The 17,850-nt window shown below is 69.5% G+C and carries 14 protein-coding genes; 8 read left to right on the plus strand and 6 right to left on the minus strand.

Features of this window, described 5'->3' with window-relative positions:
- The first annotated feature begins 30 nt into the window (after nucleotides 1-30).
- From K244_RS0105595 to K244_RS0105605, 3 genes are all read left to right on the plus strand, one after another.
- Nucleotides 31-930 (plus strand): transglutaminase family protein, encoded by a 900-nt coding sequence (locus K244_RS0105595; protein ID WP_020185269.1) that lies wholly within the window; start codon nucleotides 31-33, stop codon nucleotides 928-930.
- A 43-nt stretch (nucleotides 931-973) separates the two neighbouring features.
- Complete coding sequence (locus tag K244_RS0105600; RefSeq protein ID WP_036305506.1) at nucleotides 974-1,414, plus strand: hypothetical protein; 441 nt, start codon at nucleotides 974-976, stop codon at nucleotides 1,412-1,414.
- 128 nt (nucleotides 1,415-1,542) lie between these two features.
- Nucleotides 1,543-2,301, plus strand: coding sequence for a hypothetical protein (locus K244_RS0105605; RefSeq protein WP_020185271.1), 759 nt, complete (start codon nucleotides 1,543-1,545; stop codon nucleotides 2,299-2,301).
- Nucleotides 2,302-2,359: 58 nt separating this feature from the next.
- Here K244_RS0105605 and K244_RS24400 read toward each other — a convergent pair whose 3' ends face one another.
- Both K244_RS24400 and K244_RS0105620 read right to left on the minus strand, forming a co-directional pair.
- Nucleotides 2,360-2,848: a DUF2155 domain-containing protein gene (locus tag K244_RS24400; RefSeq protein WP_020185272.1), complete on the minus strand. Its 489-nt coding sequence runs from the start codon at nucleotides 2,846-2,848 to the stop codon at nucleotides 2,360-2,362.
- Nucleotides 2,849-2,937: 89 nt separating this feature from the next.
- The gene (locus K244_RS0105620; RefSeq protein WP_020185273.1) at nucleotides 2,938-3,357 is read right to left on the minus strand and encodes an NADH:ubiquinone oxidoreductase subunit NDUFA12; all 420 of its coding nucleotides are present in this window, start codon (nucleotides 3,355-3,357) and stop codon (nucleotides 2,938-2,940) included.
- A 484-nt stretch (nucleotides 3,358-3,841) separates the two neighbouring features.
- Here K244_RS0105620 and K244_RS23870 point away from each other — a divergent pair, with 484 nt between their 5' ends.
- The 3 genes from K244_RS23870 to lexA all read left to right on the plus strand — a co-directional run bounded on the left by K244_RS23870 (nucleotide 3,842) and on the right by lexA (nucleotide 9,175).
- A complete protein-coding gene (locus K244_RS23870; RefSeq protein WP_197027146.1) occupies nucleotides 3,842-4,138 on the plus strand; it encodes a hypothetical protein in 297 nt (98 codons plus the stop codon).
- Nucleotides 4,139-4,467: 329 nt separating this feature from the next.
- A complete protein-coding gene (locus K244_RS0105625; RefSeq protein ID WP_020185274.1) occupies nucleotides 4,468-8,163 on the plus strand; it encodes a vitamin B12-dependent ribonucleotide reductase in 3,696 nt (1,231 codons plus the stop codon).
- A gap of 310 nt (nucleotides 8,164-8,473) precedes the next feature.
- Nucleotides 8,474-9,175 (plus strand): transcriptional repressor LexA, encoded by a 702-nt coding sequence (gene lexA / locus K244_RS0105630; RefSeq protein WP_020185275.1) that lies wholly within the window; start codon nucleotides 8,474-8,476, stop codon nucleotides 9,173-9,175.
- Here the strand turns inward: lexA and K244_RS0105635 are convergent.
- Nucleotides 9,169-11,520: a ComEC/Rec2 family competence protein gene (locus K244_RS0105635; RefSeq protein WP_245259742.1), complete on the minus strand. Its 2,352-nt coding sequence runs from the start codon at nucleotides 11,518-11,520 to the stop codon at nucleotides 9,169-9,171. The genes lexA and K244_RS0105635 overlap by 7 nt on opposite strands.
- A 79-nt stretch (nucleotides 11,521-11,599) precedes the next feature.
- On the opposite strand from K244_RS0105635, the gene gltX reads away from it, so the two are divergent.
- Both gltX and gltA read left to right on the plus strand, forming a co-directional pair.
- Nucleotides 11,600-13,030, plus strand: a complete 1,431-nt coding sequence (gene gltX, locus K244_RS0105640) for a glutamate--tRNA ligase (RefSeq protein WP_020185277.1) — start codon at nucleotides 11,600-11,602, stop codon at nucleotides 13,028-13,030.
- A gap of 179 nt (nucleotides 13,031-13,209) precedes the next feature.
- Nucleotides 13,210-14,502 carry a citrate synthase gene (gene gltA, locus K244_RS0105645; protein WP_020185278.1) on the plus strand — a complete coding sequence of 431 codons (1,293 nt, stop codon included), beginning with the start codon at nucleotides 13,210-13,212 and terminating at the stop codon, nucleotides 14,500-14,502.
- Nucleotides 14,503-14,597: 95 nt separating this feature from the next.
- On the opposite strand, the gene K244_RS0105650 is transcribed toward gltA, so the two are convergent.
- From K244_RS0105650 to K244_RS0105660, 3 genes are all read right to left on the minus strand, one after another.
- A complete protein-coding gene (locus K244_RS0105650; protein ID WP_020185279.1) occupies nucleotides 14,598-15,677 on the minus strand; it encodes an alanine racemase in 1,080 nt (359 codons plus the stop codon).
- Nucleotides 15,674-16,132, minus strand: a complete 459-nt coding sequence (locus K244_RS0105655; protein WP_020185280.1) for a RidA family protein — start codon at nucleotides 16,130-16,132, stop codon at nucleotides 15,674-15,676. The genes K244_RS0105650 and K244_RS0105655 overlap by 4 nt, the downstream gene beginning before the upstream one ends.
- Before the next feature lie 65 nt (nucleotides 16,133-16,197).
- Nucleotides 16,198-17,829: a dihydroxyacetone kinase subunit DhaK gene (locus K244_RS0105660; protein WP_020185281.1), complete on the minus strand. Its 1,632-nt coding sequence runs from the start codon at nucleotides 17,827-17,829 to the stop codon at nucleotides 16,198-16,200.
- Between the last annotated feature and the right edge of the window lie 21 nt (nucleotides 17,830-17,850).

Genomic DNA, 17,850 nt, shown 5'->3' on the forward strand with positions numbered 1-17,850 from the left:
TCATTTCGACGACATGGGACCGGACGGTTCATGCGCCTGAGCATTCGCCATCAGATCACCTACGGCTTCGAGACGCCCGCGACCGCGGTCGTGCAGACGCTTCGACTGACCCCGCGGAACTACGAAGGCCAGCACGTCGTGCGGTGGCGGCTCGACGTCGACCGCAACTGCCGGCTCCGGTCGTCGGAAGACGCCTTCGGCAACCTCACGCATGTGTTCGCCGCCGAGGGTCCGATCGAGACCCTGACCGTTCTGGTCGAGGGCGAAGTGGACACGATGGACAACGCCGGGGTGGTGCGCTCGACAGTCGAGCGCTTCCCGCCCGCGCTCTACCTCCGGAACACCGACCTCACGGCGCCCGATCTCGACATCGGCGCCTACGCCGAGGCCGTCATCTCGGAGAGCCCCGGCGACGTGCTGGCGCAGCTCCACACGCTGCTGGCGGCGCTGCACGAGGACATGAGCTACGAGCGCGGCCCGCGCGACAGCATGACGACGGCTGCGGAAGCTTTCCGCCTGAAGCGCGGCGCGAGCCACGACCTGGCCCATGTCTTTCTCGTCGCCGCGCGCCACCTCGGCATTCCCGCGCGCTACGTCAGCGGCTACTACCGGCGCGACGACGAGGCGGAGCCCGCGAGCGACGGCGGCCACGCCTGGGTGGAGGCCCATGTGCCCGGCCTCGGCTGGGTGGGTTTCGACCCGTCGACCGGCGTGTCGACCACCGACCGGCACGTCCGGCTTGCGAGCGCGCTCGATTATCTCGGCGCGGCCCCCGTCCGGGGGACTCATTACGGCGGCGGCGGCGAGACGCTCGAGATCTCGGCCGTGGTCAGCGACTGCCAAGCCACGCGCAACTACCGCCGAAACGTCCGCTCCGATCCCGCGCCTGATGCGCCCGCCATTGGTGGGCAGACGCAGTCGCAGCGCTAGATCCCGATGAGGCGGCGCAGCGCCGCGCGATCAAGGATCTGGCATGACTGGATATCGTTTGGCGGCCGCCTTCGGGGCCGGGTTCGTTTCTGTGCTGGTGTTCCATCAAGGCCTGCTCGCGCTTCTCGCCGCGGGCGGCCTGACGGCGGCGCAGCCCTGGTCCTTGGCGCCGACCGCGCCTTTCGGCGTCGCCCGGGTGATCTCCGCAAGCTTCTTCGGCGGCCTCTGGGGCGTCGCCCTGGCGTTCCTCCTGCGTCGGTTTCCCAAATCTCCAAGCTACTGGATCGTCGCCCTGCTGTTCGGCTCGATCGCCCCGAGCCTGGTCGCATGGTTCGTGGTGCAGCCGCTGAAGGGCGCGCCGGTGGGCGGCGGGTTCCCGCTCTCTGGCGTTCTCGTGGCGCTCGCCGTGAACGGCGCATGGAGCCTGGGGACGGCGCTTCTGCTCCGGATCGTGGGTCCGCGCCGACCCGCGCTCGCCATTTGAGCGCCGCCGCAGGCGCCCAAATGACACGCCTGCCCCGCTTCCATGCAGGATCGGGCCGCAAGTCATTGGCGCTGGCGGGAGTCTCTTGATAGCGTCCCGCGTCACGTCAGTCGGGGCTCAAGCGTATCATGACCTATTGCGTCGGCATTCTCGTCCGTGACGGCCTCGTCATGATCGCCGACACGCGCACGAACGCGGGCATCGACAACATCGCGGTCTTCAGGAAACTCAAGATCGTCTCGGAGAAGGGCCGGCGCGTGCTGGCGATCGCGACCTCCGGGAACCTCTCGATCAGCCAGTCCGTCCTGAGCCTTCTGGCGGAAGGGCTCGAGAACCCGGAGACTGGAGATCTCGAGACGCTCGAGAATCAGCCGACCATGTTCAAGGCCGCCCAGCTCGTGGGTCGCGCCGTGCGCGAGGTCTGGCGCACCGATGGCCCCAGCCTGGAGCAGATGTCCGCGCGCTTCGACGTGCAGTTGCTGTTTGGCGGCCAGGTCGCCGGCGGACGCCTGCGCCTCTTCATGATCTACGCCGCGGGCAACTTCATCGAGGTGACGCCGGACACGCCCTATTTCCAGATCGGCGAGCACAAGTACGGCAAGCCCATCCTTGACCGGGCGGTGAAGTACGAGACCGAGCTCTACGACGCGCTCAAGATCGGCCTGATCTCGATGGATTCGACCATGCGTTCGAACCTCGGCGTCGGGCCGCCCATCGACGTTCTGGTGCTGCGGAAGGATGCTCTGACGCCCGAGCTGGACTACAGGATCGAGCCGACGGAGCCGTATTTCCTCGATCTTCGCGAGCGGTGGTCGGCGGCGCTGCGGACCGCGCACATCGAGATCCCGCGGCCGCCCTACGGCGACAACGTCCCCGGCGACATCTAAGGCGCGACGAGCGTCAGCGCGGCGATCGGGGTTTGACGGCGGCGGCGTGGGCCGCCGCTCACTCGCCGAGCGTCGGCCCCTGCGGCGCCTGCGGGCGGGCGCCGCCTTTGCAGTCGACCAGCCACACGTCGTAAATCGGGTGTTCGACCCCGGACAGCCCGGGGCTGGAGGCGAACATCCAGCCCGAGAAAATCTTCTTCTGCTCGTTGGCCAGCGTCGTCTCGACCACGTCGACATACGACGTCGTGTTCGGCGCCTCGGTCGGCGGCCGCGTGTAGCACACGTGCGGCGTGACCTTGAGCTCGCCGAAGGCCACCGTCTTGTCGATCGGCGCGTCGAATTCGGTGATGCGGCCGGTGATCTTGTCCAGCCCGTTGAACACCGCCACGGGGTTGTCGATGCGCGGGGTCGGCGCGACGATTTCGGGTTTCGCCGCCTTCGGCTGAGGGCCGATCGGCGCGGTGCCGGGGCTCTGGGCCTGCGCGGGAGCCCCATGGAGCGCGCCGACGGACAGGGCGGCGGCGGTCAGAAGACGTCTGAAGGACACGAAGCGATTCCCGCGGGCGAGGCGTGGCGGATGCCTGTCGCGACAAAGCCCGCCAAATGCGGCCCCGTCGGGGCGGCGCAGTCGGACGATCAGGCGCCCGGGGACCAGGCGTCGTAGTCCCCGGTCGCGGCCGGGCGGCGGCGATCGGCCGACAGGGTCGAACCCGCGGGGCGGTAGGCCTCGACCGAGCCGGTCTTGTTGGACCGGTGCGGCTTCTGCCACTCCTTGGCGGCGTAGCTCTCGCTTGTCGGCGGCGTGTCGACGGTGTGATGCATCCAGCCGTGCCAGCCGGTCGGAATGGCGGAGGCGTCAGCGTAGCCCGCGTAGACCACCCAGCGGCGCTCGGTTCCGAAGGCGGCGTTTTTGGTCGGGTCGTTCTTCAGCCGGTAGTACCGGTTTCCGACCTCGTCCTCGCCGACGAACTCCCCTCCCCGCAGCGCCACGCGCGTGCCGATGGTGGAGCCGTTCCACCAGGTGAAGATGTCGGTGAGGACGCTCATCAGGGACATTGCACACGTCTCCTTCGGGCCATCGGGCTGCGCGCGGAAGGTATGGTCTTGAGGCGTTTGAAAGTCCAGCAATCGGCGCGCCGACGCGACTTTCCCATCTATTGTCCACAGCGCTCGGTCTCGCGCAGGACCGGCTTTAGAAGGCGCGGTTTTGAGCAGAAAGGCCGCCGGAAGGAGACGTGATGCGCCTTTGATTCAGATCTGACGGACACCATATATTGTGTCAATCCGGCTGTGCCGTACGAGGGGTAGCGTCAGCAGGCGTGGAAAACCCCGGTTTGGACTCGACGGGCCCGCAAGAGCCATTCATGATTTTCCACAGCTCAATGGTCGCCAATGCGGGCTGCCGGATGGATCAGATCCGACAGCCCTTCAACGACCAAACCCACAACTCCTTGCCGAGCGTGGGGCAGGCAGTCGACGGAAGGCAGATTGTTGCCTTCATGCCAGAGGGTCAAGCTCGGCGCTCATTGGGAGCGTTCATATGCTCGAAACGGTAATCAATGCGATCCGTGAACGATCGATGGTGTATCTCGACTATCCTCCTGGCATGCGACTGATCGAACCGCACGCGGTTGGCTACGGCGGTAGAGGCCAATTGCTTATGCGAGCTTTCCAAATCGATGGCGCGAGTTCGTCTGGCGATAGGCGTGGGTGGAAGCTCTTCGAACTTGATCGCGCCGCCACACTAGGTCGGGCTGGTATGGTGTTTGATGGGCCGGAGGCGGGCTATCGACGCGGTGATAGAGCGATGACGCGTGGCGTGATCGTCGAGCTTTGACGGTTGGCGGGCGGCCTCGAAGCCGCCCGCATTTTCCACACCTAACTTCGAGGATGTCGCTTCCGGCACGACCTCTCTTTTTCCAACGCAAATTCCATCATTAGTGCTTCCGACACTTTTCATCACCATATGTAGTTGTCGGAAGGGCGCAGACGCCGGAACCGAATCGGGCGAATGTGGATTCGACAGTGGCAAGGCCGATCTAGCCTCTGAGCCCGACATCCACAGGCGTCAAAAACAAAGTTGCCGATCGATGGGGTAGCGCTTGCTCCCTGATCGGACACCTGTGTCCTTCGTTCAACGCTTCATGTTTTAGACTGGGGACGATCATGCGGATCGAACGTCGCTACACCACCGCCGGCCAGTCCCCTTACGCGGCGATTCCGTTCCGCAAGGCGACGAGCGAGATCCGCAATCCGGACGGCTCCACCGTGTTCCGCGCCGCCGACATCGACGTGCCCGAGGCCTGGAGCCAGGTCGCCGTTGACATCCTCGCGCAGAAGTACTTCCGCAAGGCCGGCATCCCGGCGAAGCTGAAGCCGGTCGAGGAGAACACCGTTCCCTCCTGGCTCTGGCGATCGGTTCCCGACCAGGCCGCGCTCGACCAGTTGCCGTCCGACCAGCGCTCCAGCGGCGAGCAGGACGCGCGCCAGGTGTTCGACCGGCTCGCCGGCGCCTGGACCTACTGGGGCTGGACCCACGGCTATTTCGACTCGGAAGAGGACGCGCGCGCCTTCTTCGACGAGCTCGCCTTCATGCTGGCGACCCAGAAGGCCGCGCCGAACTCCCCGCAGTGGTTCAACACCGGCCTGCACTGGGCCTATGGCATCGACGGACCCAGCCAGGGCCACTTCTACGCCGACCATCGCACCGGCGAGGTCCGCGCCTCCGAGAGCGCCTATGAGCGCCCGCAGCCGCACGCCTGCTTCATCCAGGGCGTCTCCGACGATCTGGTGAACGACGGCGGCATCATGGACCTGTGGGTGCGCGAGGCGCGCCTGTTCAAGTACGGCTCCGGCACCGGCTCGAACTTCTCCCAGCTCCGCGGCGAGGGCGAGCGGCTCTCGGGCGGCGGGCGTTCGTCGGGCCTGATGTCCTTCCTCAAGATCGGCGACCGCGCGGCCGGCGCCATCAAGTCGGGCGGCACCACGCGCCGCGCGGCCAAGATGGTCGTGGTCGACGCCGACCACCCCGACATCGAGAACTACGTCTCCTGGAAGGTGAAGGAGGAGCAGAAGGTCGCCGCGCTCGTCACCGGCTCCAAGGTCGTCAAGAAGCACCTCTCGGCGATCCTCAAGGCCTGCGTGAATTGCGAGGGGCCCGAGGGCGACTGCTCAAACCCGGAGAAGAACCCCGCGCTCAAGCGCGAGGTGAAGCTCGCCCGCAAGGCGATGGTGCCGGACAACCTGATCAAGCGCGTGCTGCAGCAGGCGGCCCAGGGCGTGACCGAGGTCGACTTCGACACCTACACCACCGACTGGGACGGCGAGGCCTACCTCACGGTCGCCGGCCAGAACTCCAACAACTCGGTGCGCGTCACCGACGACTTCCTGCGTTCGGTCGAGACCGACGGCGATTGGAATCTCGTCGGCCGCACCACCGGCAAGGTCACCAAGACGCTGAAGGCCCGCGGGCTGTGGGACCAGGTATCCTACGCCGCCTGGGCCTGCGCCGACCCCGGCATCCAGTTCCACACCACCGTCAACGACTGGCACACCTGCCCGGCGTCGGGGCCGATCCGGGCCTCGAATCCGTGCTCGGAGTACATGTTCCTCGACGACACGGCCTGCAATCTCGCCTCGCTCAACCTGCTGCAGTTCCGCCGCGCCGATAAGAGCTTCGACGTCGAGGCCTACGCCCACGCCTGCCGGCTCTGGACCGTGGTGCTTGAGATCTCGGTGCTGATGGCGCAGTTCCCGTCGCGTCAGATCGCGGCGCTCAGCTGGCGCTACCGCACGCTCGGCCTCGGCTACGCCAACATCGGCGGCCTGCTGATGTCGTCCGGGATCGGCTACGATTCCGACGCCGCCCGCGGCCTCTGCGGCGCGCTCTCCGCGCTGATGACCGGCACGGCCTACGCCACCTCGGCGGAGATGGCCGGCCAGCTCGGCGCCTTCGAGGGCTACCCGGAGAACCGCGAGCACATGCTCCGCGTCATCCGGAACCACGCCCGCGCCGCCCGCAGCGAGTCCGCCGGCTACGAGAGCCTCGCCACCCTGCCTGTGCCGCTCGACGCCGGCTCTTGCCCGGACCAGTCGATCGTGGCCGCGGCTCGAACCGCCTGGGACCGCGCGCTGTCGCTCGGCGAACAGAACGGCTTCCGCAACGCCCAGGTCTCGGTCATCGCCCCCACCGGCACGATCGGCCTGGTGATGGATTGCGACACCACCGGCATCGAGCCCGACTTCGCGCTGGTGAAGTTCAAGAAGCTCGCCGGCGGCGGCTACTTCAAGATCATCAACCGCGCCGTTCCCGAGGCCCTGCGTACGCTGGGCTACGCCGAGCACCAGATCGCCGAGATCGAGGCCTACGCCGTCGGCCACGGCTCCATGCGCCAGGCCCCGGCCGTCAACCCCAGCTCGCTGCGCGCCAAGGGCTTCCCCGACGCGCTGATCGAGACGCTCGAAGCGGCGATGAAGTCGGCCTTCGACATCAAGTTCGTGTTCAACAAGTGGACCCTCGGCGAGGCCTTCCTCACCGGCCAGCTCAAGGTCCCCGCCGAAAAGCTCGACGACGCCTCCTTCGACCTGCTGGCCTATCTCGGCTTCTCGAAGGCCGAGGTTGAAGCCGCGAACACCCACGTCTGCGGCGCGATGACCGTCGAAGGCGCGCCCCACCTGCGCCCTGAGCACTACCCCGTGTTCGACTGCGCCAACGCCTGCGGGCGGACGGGCAAGCGCTTCCTTTCGGTCGACAGCCACATCCGCATGATGGCGGCGGCGCAGCCCTTCATCTCGGGCGCGATCTCCAAGACCATCAACATGCCGAACGACGCGACGGTGGAGGACTGCTCCGCGGCCTACATGCTGTCGTGGAAGCTCGCGCTGAAGGCGAACGCCCTGTATCGCGACGGCTCCAAGCTCTCGCAGCCGCTCTCGTCCCAGCTGATCGCCGACGACAACGACGAAGAGGACGCCGTCGACGCGCTGGTCGCGCAGCCCAACGCGGCCCGCACCGCTCAGGTGATCGAGAAGATCGTCGAACGCGTCCAGCTGATCCGCGACCGCGAGAAGCTGCCGTCCCGCCGCAAGGGCTACACCCAGAAGGCGATCGTCGGCGGGCACAAGGTGTATCTGCGCACCGGCGAGTACGACGACGGCCGCATCGGCGAGATCTTCATCGACATGCACAAGGAAGGCGCCGCCTTCCGTTCGGTGATGAACAACTTCGCCATCGCCGTGTCGCTCGGCCTCCAGTACGGCGTTCCGCTGGAGGAGTATGTGGAGGCCTTCACCTTCACCCGCTTCGAGCCGGCCGGCTTCGTGCAGGGCAACGACACCATCAAGAACGCGACGTCGATCCTCGACTACGTGTTCCGCGAGCTCGCGATCTCCTACCTCTCGCGCTACGACCTCGCGCACGTCGACCCCTCCGACATCACGCCGGACGCGATCGGCGGCGGCGTCGAGCAGGGCAAGGCCCCGAGCGCGCCGGTGTCGAAGGGTCTGCTGCGCGGTCGTCAGCTGTCGGCGGTGCCGTCCGTCAGCCCGACGCCTGAGCCGAAGGGCGCGTCGAACGTGACCACGATCGGGACGCCCCGTCCCGTCTCCGCGGGCCTCGCCGTCCAAGGGGCGACCGCCCTCAAGCGCGAGCCGCAGCCGGCGGCCGAGGAGGCCCTTGGCCACCTCGCCTGGGAGGCCCCCGCGCCCGCCCCGGCCGCCAAGACCGCCGAGACCCGCCGCATGGAGGCTCGCGTCAAAGGCTATGAAGGCGATAACTGCTCAGAGTGCGGCAACTACACGATGGTCCGCAACGGCACCTGCCTGAAGTGCGACACCTGCGGAAGCACGAGCGGCTGCAGCTGAACGCCGACGACGTAGAGATCCGCGCTCTCTACGAGCCTTCGGCTGTCCGTAGCTGGACAATACCTTTCGAGAACCCGGGCGGTCCCAGTGGGGCCGCCCGGAAAGCTTTATGGAACATACGACGAACGTTTGCGCATGCTGCGCTGGGGCCGGTGGTGGTCCTGCAGGGAGATCTCCCCCGCGTCGCCCGGCGCCTCGGCGCCCAAGGCTTGTTAAGCCGCGCGGGAACGGAACGTTAAGAGTTGCGGAACACATCTAGAACAGGTAGATATCTGTTCATGATTTGTTTTGATTCTTGGCGGGCCCGCCCATGCTGACGCGCAAACAGTACGAACTGCTCCGCTTCATCCATGAGCGGCTGAAGGAGACCGGCGTGCCGCCCTCCTTCGACGAGATGAAGGACGCGCTGGATCTCAAGTCGAAATCCGGCATTCACCGCCTCATCATGGCGCTCGAGGAGCGCGGGTTCATCCGGCGCCTGCCGAACCGCGCGCGGGCGCTGGAGGTGGTGAAGCTGCCGGAGGCGGCGGCCCCCCCTGTCTCGCGGCCCACGGGCCGGTTCGCTCCCAACGTCATCGAGGGCAATCTGGGGCGGGTGCGCCCGCCGCAGTCGGACGACGACGACAACCGCATGGTCGCGATCCCGGTCATGGGCCGGATCGCCGCCGGCGTGCCGATCGAGGCGATCCAGGCGAAGAGCCACACCATCGCGGTCTCCCCCGACATGCTGTCCACGGGCGAGCACTTCGCGCTCGAGGTGCGCGGCGACTCGATGATCGAGGCCGGCATCCTCGACGGGGACCTTGTCCTCATCCGCAAGCAGACCGTCGCGGACACCGGCGACATCGTTGTCGCGCTCGTCGACGACGAGGAGGCGACGCTGAAGCGCCTGCGCAAGCGCGGCGCGTCGATCGCCCTCGAAGCGGCGAACCCGGCCTACGAGACGCGTATTTTCGGCCCCGACCGGGTGGCGATCCAGGGGCGGCTCGTCGGGCTGATCCGGCGCTACTGATCGTCGTCCAAAGGCAAGTCGTCGTCGGCCGGGTCGGTCGGGTCGACCGGCTTTGTAATGTCACTCGATTGCGGCGGACGACGGGGTTCGAAACGCAGCGCCAGAACGTCCGGCGGCGGGCGGACCGTCGCCGCCGCTCCCTCCCAGGGCCTATGTCCGGCGGGATCGCGCGCGGCGGTCGCGACGAATGCGTCGCCCTCGCGCGTGAGCGACAGCGCGCCGGTGGCGCGCAACGCGGCGCGGTCGATGACGGCCGCCGTCTTAGCGCAGGCAGGCGGCGCCTCAAGCCGGGTGATGACGAGCGCCGCCCGCCGGCAATCCTCCTCGAAAGCGCGCGCGTCCCAGACCAGCGCGACGTCGCGTTCGTCGTCGAGCCGGCCGACGCAGCCATAGGCGTCGCAGCGCGGCGTCGCCGACCTCGGTGGCCGGCCGTCGCGGTCGACGATGTCGCCGTCGGCCGCGAGCCAGACCTTCGCGGCGAAGGTGGTCGGGCGGGCGCCCAGCAGCGCCAGCCGCCCGTCGGCGCCCCGGATCGCGGCGGCGCGGCCGTCGCGGTCGATCACCAGGTCCGGTCGCCCAGGAGCCGCAGCCAAAGCGAGGCCCGCCGCAATTACGGGCGCGGCTGCGTAGCGGAGGGCGGTTCGCCACACGCAGAGCCAGGCCAGCCCCAGCGACAGCAGGGCGAGCGCCGGGGCGCCGAAGGCTGGGATCGCGCGCTCGGAGCCCGGCCAGGAGGCGACCGCGCGGGCGATCGCCAGCACGCCGCTGAGGCCCCAGCCCATCAGGCTCCACCAGGGGCCGTCGAGGCCGAGCGGCGCGAACAGCAGGCCGCCGACCACGCAGGGCATGACGATCAGGCTGATCAGCGGCGTCGCGAGCGCGTTGCCGGCCAGCGCGTAGGGCGTCACCCGGTGGAAGTGGTAGGCGGCGAAGGGCGCGGTCGCGAGCCCCGCCACCAGCGTGGTGACGAGCGCGAGCGCCGCCGCGGTCCTCAGCCACCGGAGCGCGCGCGCCGCCCGGCCGTCGGGCGGCGGACGCTCATCGCGCGGCCGGGCCTCGAACCAGGCGACGAGCGCCGCGACGGCCGCGAACGACATCTGGAAACTTGGCCCCAGGACGGCCTCGGGGGTCAGCGTCATGACGCCCAGCGCGGCGAGCGCCAGGTTGCGCGGGGTGACGGCCGGGCGGCCGACAACGACGGCCACGAACACGATCGCGACCATCAGGAAGGAGCGCTGGGTCGCCACCTCCGCGCCGGAAAGCGCGAGGTAGAACGCGGCGCCCGCGAGCGCGACGATCGCAGCTATGCTCTTCACCGGCCAGGCGAGCGCCGCGCGTTGCGACAGCGCGAGGGCGGCGCGCACCAGCCAGAACAGGGTGCCCGCGACCAGCGCCATGTGCAGCCCGGAGATCGATAGGATGTGGCTGAGGCCGGCCGCGCGCATCTCGTCCTCGACGGTCGCGCTGATCGGCCCGCGCACGCCGGTGACGAGCGCCGCCGCGACGGCGCCCTCGTCGCCGCCGACTGTGGCCGAGATCCGCGACGTCAGGCGCTCCCGCAGCCGTTCGAGCCGGGCGGACAGCCGCTCGGCGGCGCCCGCGTCCGCCGCGGGTCCGAGATTGCGGACGTCCCTCGCCTGCTGCCCCGTCGCGCCCACGCCCTCGAAGAAGGCGGCCCGGGCGAAGTCGTAGCCGCCGGGCCGCACCGGCCCTTGCGGCGGACGCCAGAACGCCGACAGCGTCAGGCGGTCGCCAGCGGACAGGACCGGGTCCGCGCCAAGCGTCACCCGCGCCCGGCGGGGCCGCTCGTTTAAGCCGAGCGCCCCGAGCCGATCCAGCTCCAGCGTGATCCGGCGCTGGCCGCGGTCGCGCGGCTCGATCGCGATCACCCGGCCGGCGGCGTCCGCCCGAAACGCGCGCGTCAGAGCCGGCGCCTCGGCGCGGACGGTTGCGAGCTTGGCGGCGAGGAAGCCCGCCGCCCCGAACGCGAAGGCGAGCGCAAGGCCGAGCGCGACGAAGCGGCGCCGCGCGGCGACCGCCAGCGCCGCGCCGAGGCCTGCGAGCAGGATTGCGGCCCAGAGCTCGGGCTCGTGCGCCGCGGTGAAGTAGACGACCACCCCGGCGCCGAAGGCGATCGGCGCCCACAGCGCGAAACGCCCCGCGTCGGCCTCCTCGACCAAGCGGTCGAGCGTCCAATCGCGCGCGCTCGCCAGGGCGTCCGCGAACCGGCCGCCGGAGACCGCGCCGAAGCCCGGCAGCGCGGCCGTCCGCGCGCCTCTCCGTCTGCTCTGGTCCGCCCCCCCCGCCATGCCGCCCGCGATCGTTTCCATAGCTGCGGTCGTCATGCTACACGGGCCGGCCGCTGCGCCTAGCGCCCTTGTGCGCGCCGGATCGGCACGTCGTCAGCACCGTTCGAGACCGCCCTTGTCCGAGACCGTCGTCACCCGTTTCGCGCCCTCGCCCACGGGCTTCCTGCACATCGGCGGCGCGCGCACCGCGCTGTTCAACTGGCTGTTCGCGAAGAGCCTGGGCGGCACGATGCTGCTCCGGATCGAAGACACCGACCGGGCGCGATCGACCGAGGCCGCGATCGCCGCGATCCTCGACGGCCTGACCTGGCTCGGCCTCGACTGGGACGGCGAGCCGGTGTTCCAGTTCGCCCGCGCCGCGCGCCACCGCGAGGCGGTGGAGCAGATGCTGGCGGACGGGCGCGCCTACCGCTGCTACGCCACGGCGCAGGAGCTCGAGGAGATGCGCTCCACGGCTCAGGCCGAGGGGCGGCCGCCGCGCTACGATGGCCGCTGGCGCGACCGCCCGGCCTCCGAGGCGCCGACCGATCGCCAGCCCGCCATCCGGCTGAAGGCGCCGACCGAGGGCGAGACCGTGGTGGACGATCTGGTCCAGGGCCGCGTCGTGATCCCGAACAAGGACCTCGACGACCTCGTCCTGCTGCGCTCCGACGGCACGCCGACCTACATGCTCGCGGTGGTGGTCGACGACCACGACATGGGCGTCACCCACGTCATCCGCGGCGTGGACCATCTCACGAACGCCGCGCGCCAGACGCAGATCTACGCGGCGCTAGGCTGGCCAGTGCCGAAGATGGCGCACATTCCGCTGATCCATGGGCCCGACGGCGCGAAGCTGTCGAAGCGGCACGGGGCGCTGGGCGCCGAGGCCTACCGCGAGATGGGCTTCCTGCCGGAGGCGCTGCGCAACTATCTGGCCCGGCTGGGCTGGAGCCACGGCGATGACGAGATCTTCTCGACCGCGCAGGCGATCAAGTGGTTCGACATCGCCGACGTCGGCCGTTCCGCCGCGCGGTTCGACATGGCGAAGCTGTCGAACCTCAACGGCCACTACATGCGCGCCACCCCGGACGACGACCTGCTGGCGGCGTTCAAGGCGTCCCTGCCCTATCTGCCGGGCGGCCCCGAGGCGGCGGCGCGGCTCAACGCGACCGGGCGCTGGAGCGCCTTCGAAGGCGCCCTTCCCGGCCTGAAGGAGCGCGCGAAGACCCTGGTGGAGCTGCTCGACGGCGCGCGCTTCCTAACCGACGCTCGTCCGCTCGCCGTCGAGCCTGCGGCCGAGGCGCTGCTGACGCCGGAGGCGCGCGCCCTGCTCGCCTCCTTGCACGGCCGTCTGACGGCGCTGGAGCCGTGGTCCGCGGCGGGGGCGGAGGAGATCGTCCGCACGCTCGCCGAGGAGGCCGGCGTGAAGCTTGGGGCGCTCGCCCAGCCGCTGCGCGCGGCGCTCACCGGCCGCAAGACTTCGCCCGGAATCTTCGACGTGCTGGTCGCGCTCGGCAAGGAGGAGAGCCTTGCGCGCATCGCGGATCAGGCTTCCGGCGCCTAAGGCGTGAGCGTGTCCGGGGCTGGTCAGAAAGGTGTCAGACGCTAATTTGCGCTGCAACAAAAGTTGATATACGCCAGCGAGAGCTTCCTCGCAGCCGCCCCGATCGTCCCGCAGCGGAGGGCCGGGCGCGGTCCCGCCAGAGGGCGCCTTAAGGCTTTTCAGCGAAGGGGCATCAGCGCATGACCGACACCACCGGCTCCCTGAACGTTGGCGGGACCGACCTGAAGCTTCCCATCCGAGAGGGGTCGATCGGCCCCGCGGTGATGGATATCCAGACGCTCTACAAGAACACGGGTCTGTTCACCTACGACCCCGGATTCACCTCCACCGCAAGCTGCGAATCCAAGATCACCTTCATTGACGGCGACGAAGGCGTCCTGCTCTACCGCGGCTACCCGATCGACGATCTCGCCGAGCACGGCGACTTCCTCGAGACCAGCTACCTGCTGCTCCACGGCGAACTGCCGACCTCGGCCCAGAAGGCGGAGTTCGACCGGCTCGTGACACGCCACACCATGGTGCACGAGCAGATGTCGCGCTTCTATTCCGGCTTCCGCCGCGACGCCCATCCGATGGCGGTGCTCTGCGGCGTCGTCGGTGCGCTTTCGGCCTTCTACCACGACTCGACCGACATCACCGATCCGGCCCAGCGCGACATCGCTGCGATCCGCATGATCGCCAAGATCCCGACGCTCGCTGCGATGGCCTACAAGTATTCGATCGGCCAGCCGTTCGTATACCCGCAGAACTCGCTCGATTTTTCCGCAAACTTCCTCAACATGTGCTTCGCGGTGCCGTGCGAGGAGTACAAGGTCAACCCGGTCCTGGCGCGCGCGATGGACCGCATCTTCACCCTGCACGCCGATCACGAGCAGAACGCGTCGACCTCGACGGTCCGCCTCGCCGGCTCCTCCGGCGCGAACCCGTTCGCCTGCATCGCGGCGGGCATTGCCTGCCTCTGGGGCCCCGCGCACGGCGGCGCGAACGAGGCCGCGCTGAAGATGCTGTCCGAGATCGGCACTCCCGACAACGTCGACAAGTACGTCAACAAGGCGAAGGACAAGAACGACCCCTTCCGCCTCATGGGCTTCGGCCACCGGGTCTACAAGAACTACGATCCGCGCGCCAAGATCATGCAGAAGACCTGCCACGAGGTGCTCGGCGAGCTCGGCATCAAGGACGATCCGCTGCTGGAGGTCGCGATCCAGCTCGAGCAGATCGCGCTCAAGGACGACTACTTCGTCGAGAAGAAGCTGTATCCGAACATCGATTTCTACTCGGGCATCACGCTGAAGGCGATGGGCTTCCCGACCGACATGTTCACGGTGCTGTTCGCCGTGGCGCGCACCGTCGGCTGGGTCGCGCAGTGGAAGGAGATGGTGGAGGATCCCGGCCAGAAGATCGGCCGGCCGCGCCAGCTCTACACCGGCTCGCCCAAGCGCGAGTACACCGGCATCTCGCAGCGCCGCTGACAGGCGCCCGCCTTCGAACGACCTGCCTCCGACGCCCGGTCCCAGGACCGGGCGTCTTGCGTTTCAGCGCCGGCGCCTTCCGGCTGCGTAAGGCCTCAGACGATCTTGCCGCGCGCCGCGACCTCGATCTCCCCGACGATCGCGTCGCCCCGCACAGCGACCAGGCGGTCGACCATGTTCACGACCACGCAGACGTGGTTCGGAACCACGCGCACGACATCGCCGACCGCGGGCATCACGGAGCATGCGGCAAGGTCGAGGAAGCCGTGCTCCTCCGACAGCGCGCCGATGCGGGCCTGCGGATGCTCCAGGACAAGCCCGTGACCGTCGAGGCCGCCGGGGTCGCTCGTCAGCGTCTTGGAGCCGGCGTCGAGGATGCCGCGTTCCGCCCCCGCCCGGCTCACCACGGTGGCGTAGACGGTCGCGGCGCAGTCCCGGAGGCAGGCGACGCCGGCCGCCATCTGCATGCGGTCGTTGAAGATGTATGTGCCGGGGCGATGCTCGGTCGCGCCCTTCAGCGCGCCGAGATGGGCGAGGTTCGGCGACCCGCCGGTGGAGACGATCCGCGGGCTCAGCCCCGCCGCGGCGAGGCCCGCCCTCGTCTCGTCGAAGAAGGCTTGCGTCTCCGGCCAGGCGGCCGGCGGGGGATAGAGCAGCAGGCCGGCGAAGCGCAGGCCGGGCGTCCGCGCGATCCGCGTCGCGAGCGCGACGGCCTCCGCGGGAGTCTCGACGCCGGCGCGCCTCAGCCCCGTGTCGCACTCCACCACCACGTCGAGCGGGCGGCCCGCGATCGCCGCCGCGGGCGCCAGTCCGTCGATTGTGACGGGGCTGTCGGCGGCGACCGTCACCTGCACGCGGGCGAGCAGCGCGCCGAGGCGGCCGACGTTGCGCTCGCCGAGCAGGTTGTAGCTGATCAGGATGTCGTCCAGGCCGGCGTCGGCCATCACCTCGGCCTCGCCCAGCTTCTGGCAGGTGATCCCCTTCGCGCCGGCCGCCACCTGCAGCTTCGCGAGCTCCGGCGACTTATGCGTCTTGACGTGGGGACGGTTCGCGACGCCGGCGGCGTCGCACAGCGCCTGCACGCGCGCTATGTTCGCCTCCACCACGTCGAGGTCGACGACGACCGAGGGCGTGCCGAACAGCCGGGCGATCTCGGCGGCGAGCGGCGTCGTCACGGCAGGATCCGGACGATCGCTTCGATCTCGACCGTCATGCCGTTCGGCAGCGACCCCATCCCCACCGCCGAGCGGGCGTGCCGACCGCGTTCCCCGAGCACCGCGACGAACAGGTCGGAACAGCCGTTGATCACCTGCGGCTGCTCCGCGAAATCGGGCGTCGCGTTGACCATGCCCAGCAGCTTCACGATCTCGACCTTGTCGAGGTCGCCAACGGCGGCCTTGATTGCGGCGAGCAGCCCTAAGCCGACAAGCTTGGCGTGCTCGTAGGCCTCCGCGACCGTCACTTCCGCGCCCACCTTGCCGACGTGATGCGAACCGTCGGCGAGGCGCGGTCCCTGCCCCGACAGGAACAGCAGGTCGCCCACGCGCTTCGCCGGCACATAGGTCGCGACCGGCGTGTAGGTCTCCGGCAGGGTCAGTCCGAGGTCTCGAAGTCTGTCGTCCGCGCTCAAGTCGCCTCCATCGCCCGGTCCAAGCCGAGCCGTTTCGTCGCCGCCGTCCTCGGCGTTCCAGTAGTCTAGAGGTCCGCCAGACGCTCCAGCACGCGCGCGACCGCCTCGGCGCCGGGGTCCGGCACGCCGTGCAGCGCGCTTGAGGGCACATAGGACGATCGGCCGGCCTTGGCCTTGGCCATGGCCTTCGTCGTCTCCGCTCCCTGTCGCGCCGCGGCGGCGGCCTTCGAAAGCGACGCTCCGCGCGACAGCGCGTCCAGCGCGGGCTCCAGCGCGTCGATCATGGTGCGGTCGCCGACCTTTGCGCCGCCATAGCTCTTCATACGGTCGAGCCCCGCGGCGAGCGCCTTCGGCCAACCGCCTTCGCCGAACGCGGCGCCGCCGGCGGTGAAGAAGGTCGCGAGCAGAACGCCGCTGCTCCCTCCGCCGATGCGGGATAGCACATGGCCAAGCGCGCCGAGGAGCGCGGCGCCATCCGCCAGCGGCAGCGCGTCGACCCGCGCCTCCACGGCGGCGGCGCACTTGGCGAAGGTGGAGCCGGCGTCGCCGTCGCCGACCTTGGCGTCGAGCGCGTCGATCGCGGGACCCATCGCCTGCAGCGCCTGCGTCGCCGCGAGCAGCAGGCGTCGCACGGCGGGGTCGTCCGAGGCGGGGGCCGCCGCGTCGTCGTCGAGGTTCGGGGTCGGCATGAGCCGCGGCGCCATGACGTCGCGCGCAGGGATCCAGGCCGCGCTCGCGGAGGGCGCGAGCAGACCCGCGCGCCGCGTCTCGTCCAGGATCAGCGCCGTCAGCGAGAAGCCGCGCATGTCGAGCGAGGTCATCAACGGCGCGGGTCCGATGACGTAATCGGCGCGCGCTCCGAGGGACGTCTTCATCACCGCGCCCATGACGATCGCCATGTCGAGCGGCGGGGTGCCGCCGAGCGAGTTGACCATCAATGCGATGCGCTCGTCCGTCCCGAGCGTCGCCGCGAGCGGCGCGGCGATTTGCTCGACGAGGGCGTCGGCGGCGTCGAACGGGATGGTCCGGCTTCCCGGCTCGCCGTGGATGCCGAGGCCGAGCTCCACCGCGTCCGCGGCGATCCGCTCCTCGCGCTCGGCGCCCGGCATTGCGCCGGTGGTGAGCGCGAGGCCGAGAGACCGCACGTGCGTGGCGGCGTCCCTCGCCCGCGCCGCGACCTCGGCCAGCGGGAGCCCGTCCGCCGCCGCCGCGCCGGCCAGCTTGTGGACCAGCAGCGTGCCCGCGATCCCGCGTGGCTGCGACGCTCCCTCGATCGCGATGTCGTCGCCGACGATCACCATCTCGACCTTGAGACCGCGCGCCCTCGCCTTCTCCGCCGCTAGGCCGAAGTTCAGCCGGTCTCCGGTGTAGTTCTTGACGATGAGCACGCAGCCCGGCGCGCCCGTGACCGCGAGGATCGCCGCGAGCACCGCATCGACCGTCGGCGAGGCGAACACCTCCCCGCAGACGGCCGCCGTCAGCAGCCCCTCGCCGACGAAGCCCAGATGGGCCGGTTCATGCCCTGAGCCGCCGCCCGAGACCAGCGCCACCCGGCTGCGGTCCCAATCCGTGCGGAGGACGACCTTGATGTCGGGGAAACCGTCGAGACGTCCGAGGCCCCGCGCCCCGGACGACGCCAGGAAGCCGTCGATCGCATCCGTGACGACCGCGTCGCGGGCGTTCAGAAAGCTCTTCATTTTGGGTCCCTCGCCACTCTT

It is taken from the genome of Methylopila sp. 73B (assembly GCF_000526315.1).
Classification (GTDB): Bacteria; Pseudomonadota; Alphaproteobacteria; order Rhizobiales; family Methylopilaceae; genus Methylopila.

Excerpts from the sequence above, each read along its gene's own strand:
- K244_RS0105595 (WP_020185269.1), top strand. The coding sequence starts at position 31 with ATGCGCCTGAGCATTCGCCATCAGATCACCTACGGCTTCGAGACGCCC.
- K244_RS0105600 (WP_036305506.1), top strand. The coding sequence starts at position 974 with ATGACTGGATATCGTTTGGCGGCCGCCTTCGGGGCCGGGTTCGTTTCT.
- K244_RS0105605 (WP_020185271.1), top strand. The coding sequence starts at position 1,543 with ATGACCTATTGCGTCGGCATTCTCGTCCGTGACGGCCTCGTCATGATC.
- K244_RS0105620 (WP_020185273.1), bottom strand. The coding sequence starts at position 3,357 with ATGTCCCTGATGAGCGTCCTCACCGACATCTTCACCTGGTGGAACGGC.
- K244_RS23870 (WP_197027146.1), top strand. The coding sequence starts at position 3,842 with ATGCTCGAAACGGTAATCAATGCGATCCGTGAACGATCGATGGTGTAT.
- K244_RS0105625 (WP_020185274.1), top strand. The coding sequence starts at position 4,468 with ATGCGGATCGAACGTCGCTACACCACCGCCGGCCAGTCCCCTTACGCG.
- lexA (WP_020185275.1), top strand. The coding sequence starts at position 8,474 with ATGCTGACGCGCAAACAGTACGAACTGCTCCGCTTCATCCATGAGCGG.
- K244_RS0105635 (WP_245259742.1), bottom strand. The coding sequence starts at position 11,520 with ATGACGACCGCAGCTATGGAAACGATCGCGGGCGGCATGGCGGGGGGG.
- gltA (WP_020185278.1), top strand. The coding sequence starts at position 13,210 with ATGACCGACACCACCGGCTCCCTGAACGTTGGCGGGACCGACCTGAAG.
- K244_RS0105660 (WP_020185281.1), bottom strand. The coding sequence starts at position 17,829 with ATGAAGAGCTTTCTGAACGCCCGCGACGCGGTCGTCACGGATGCGATC.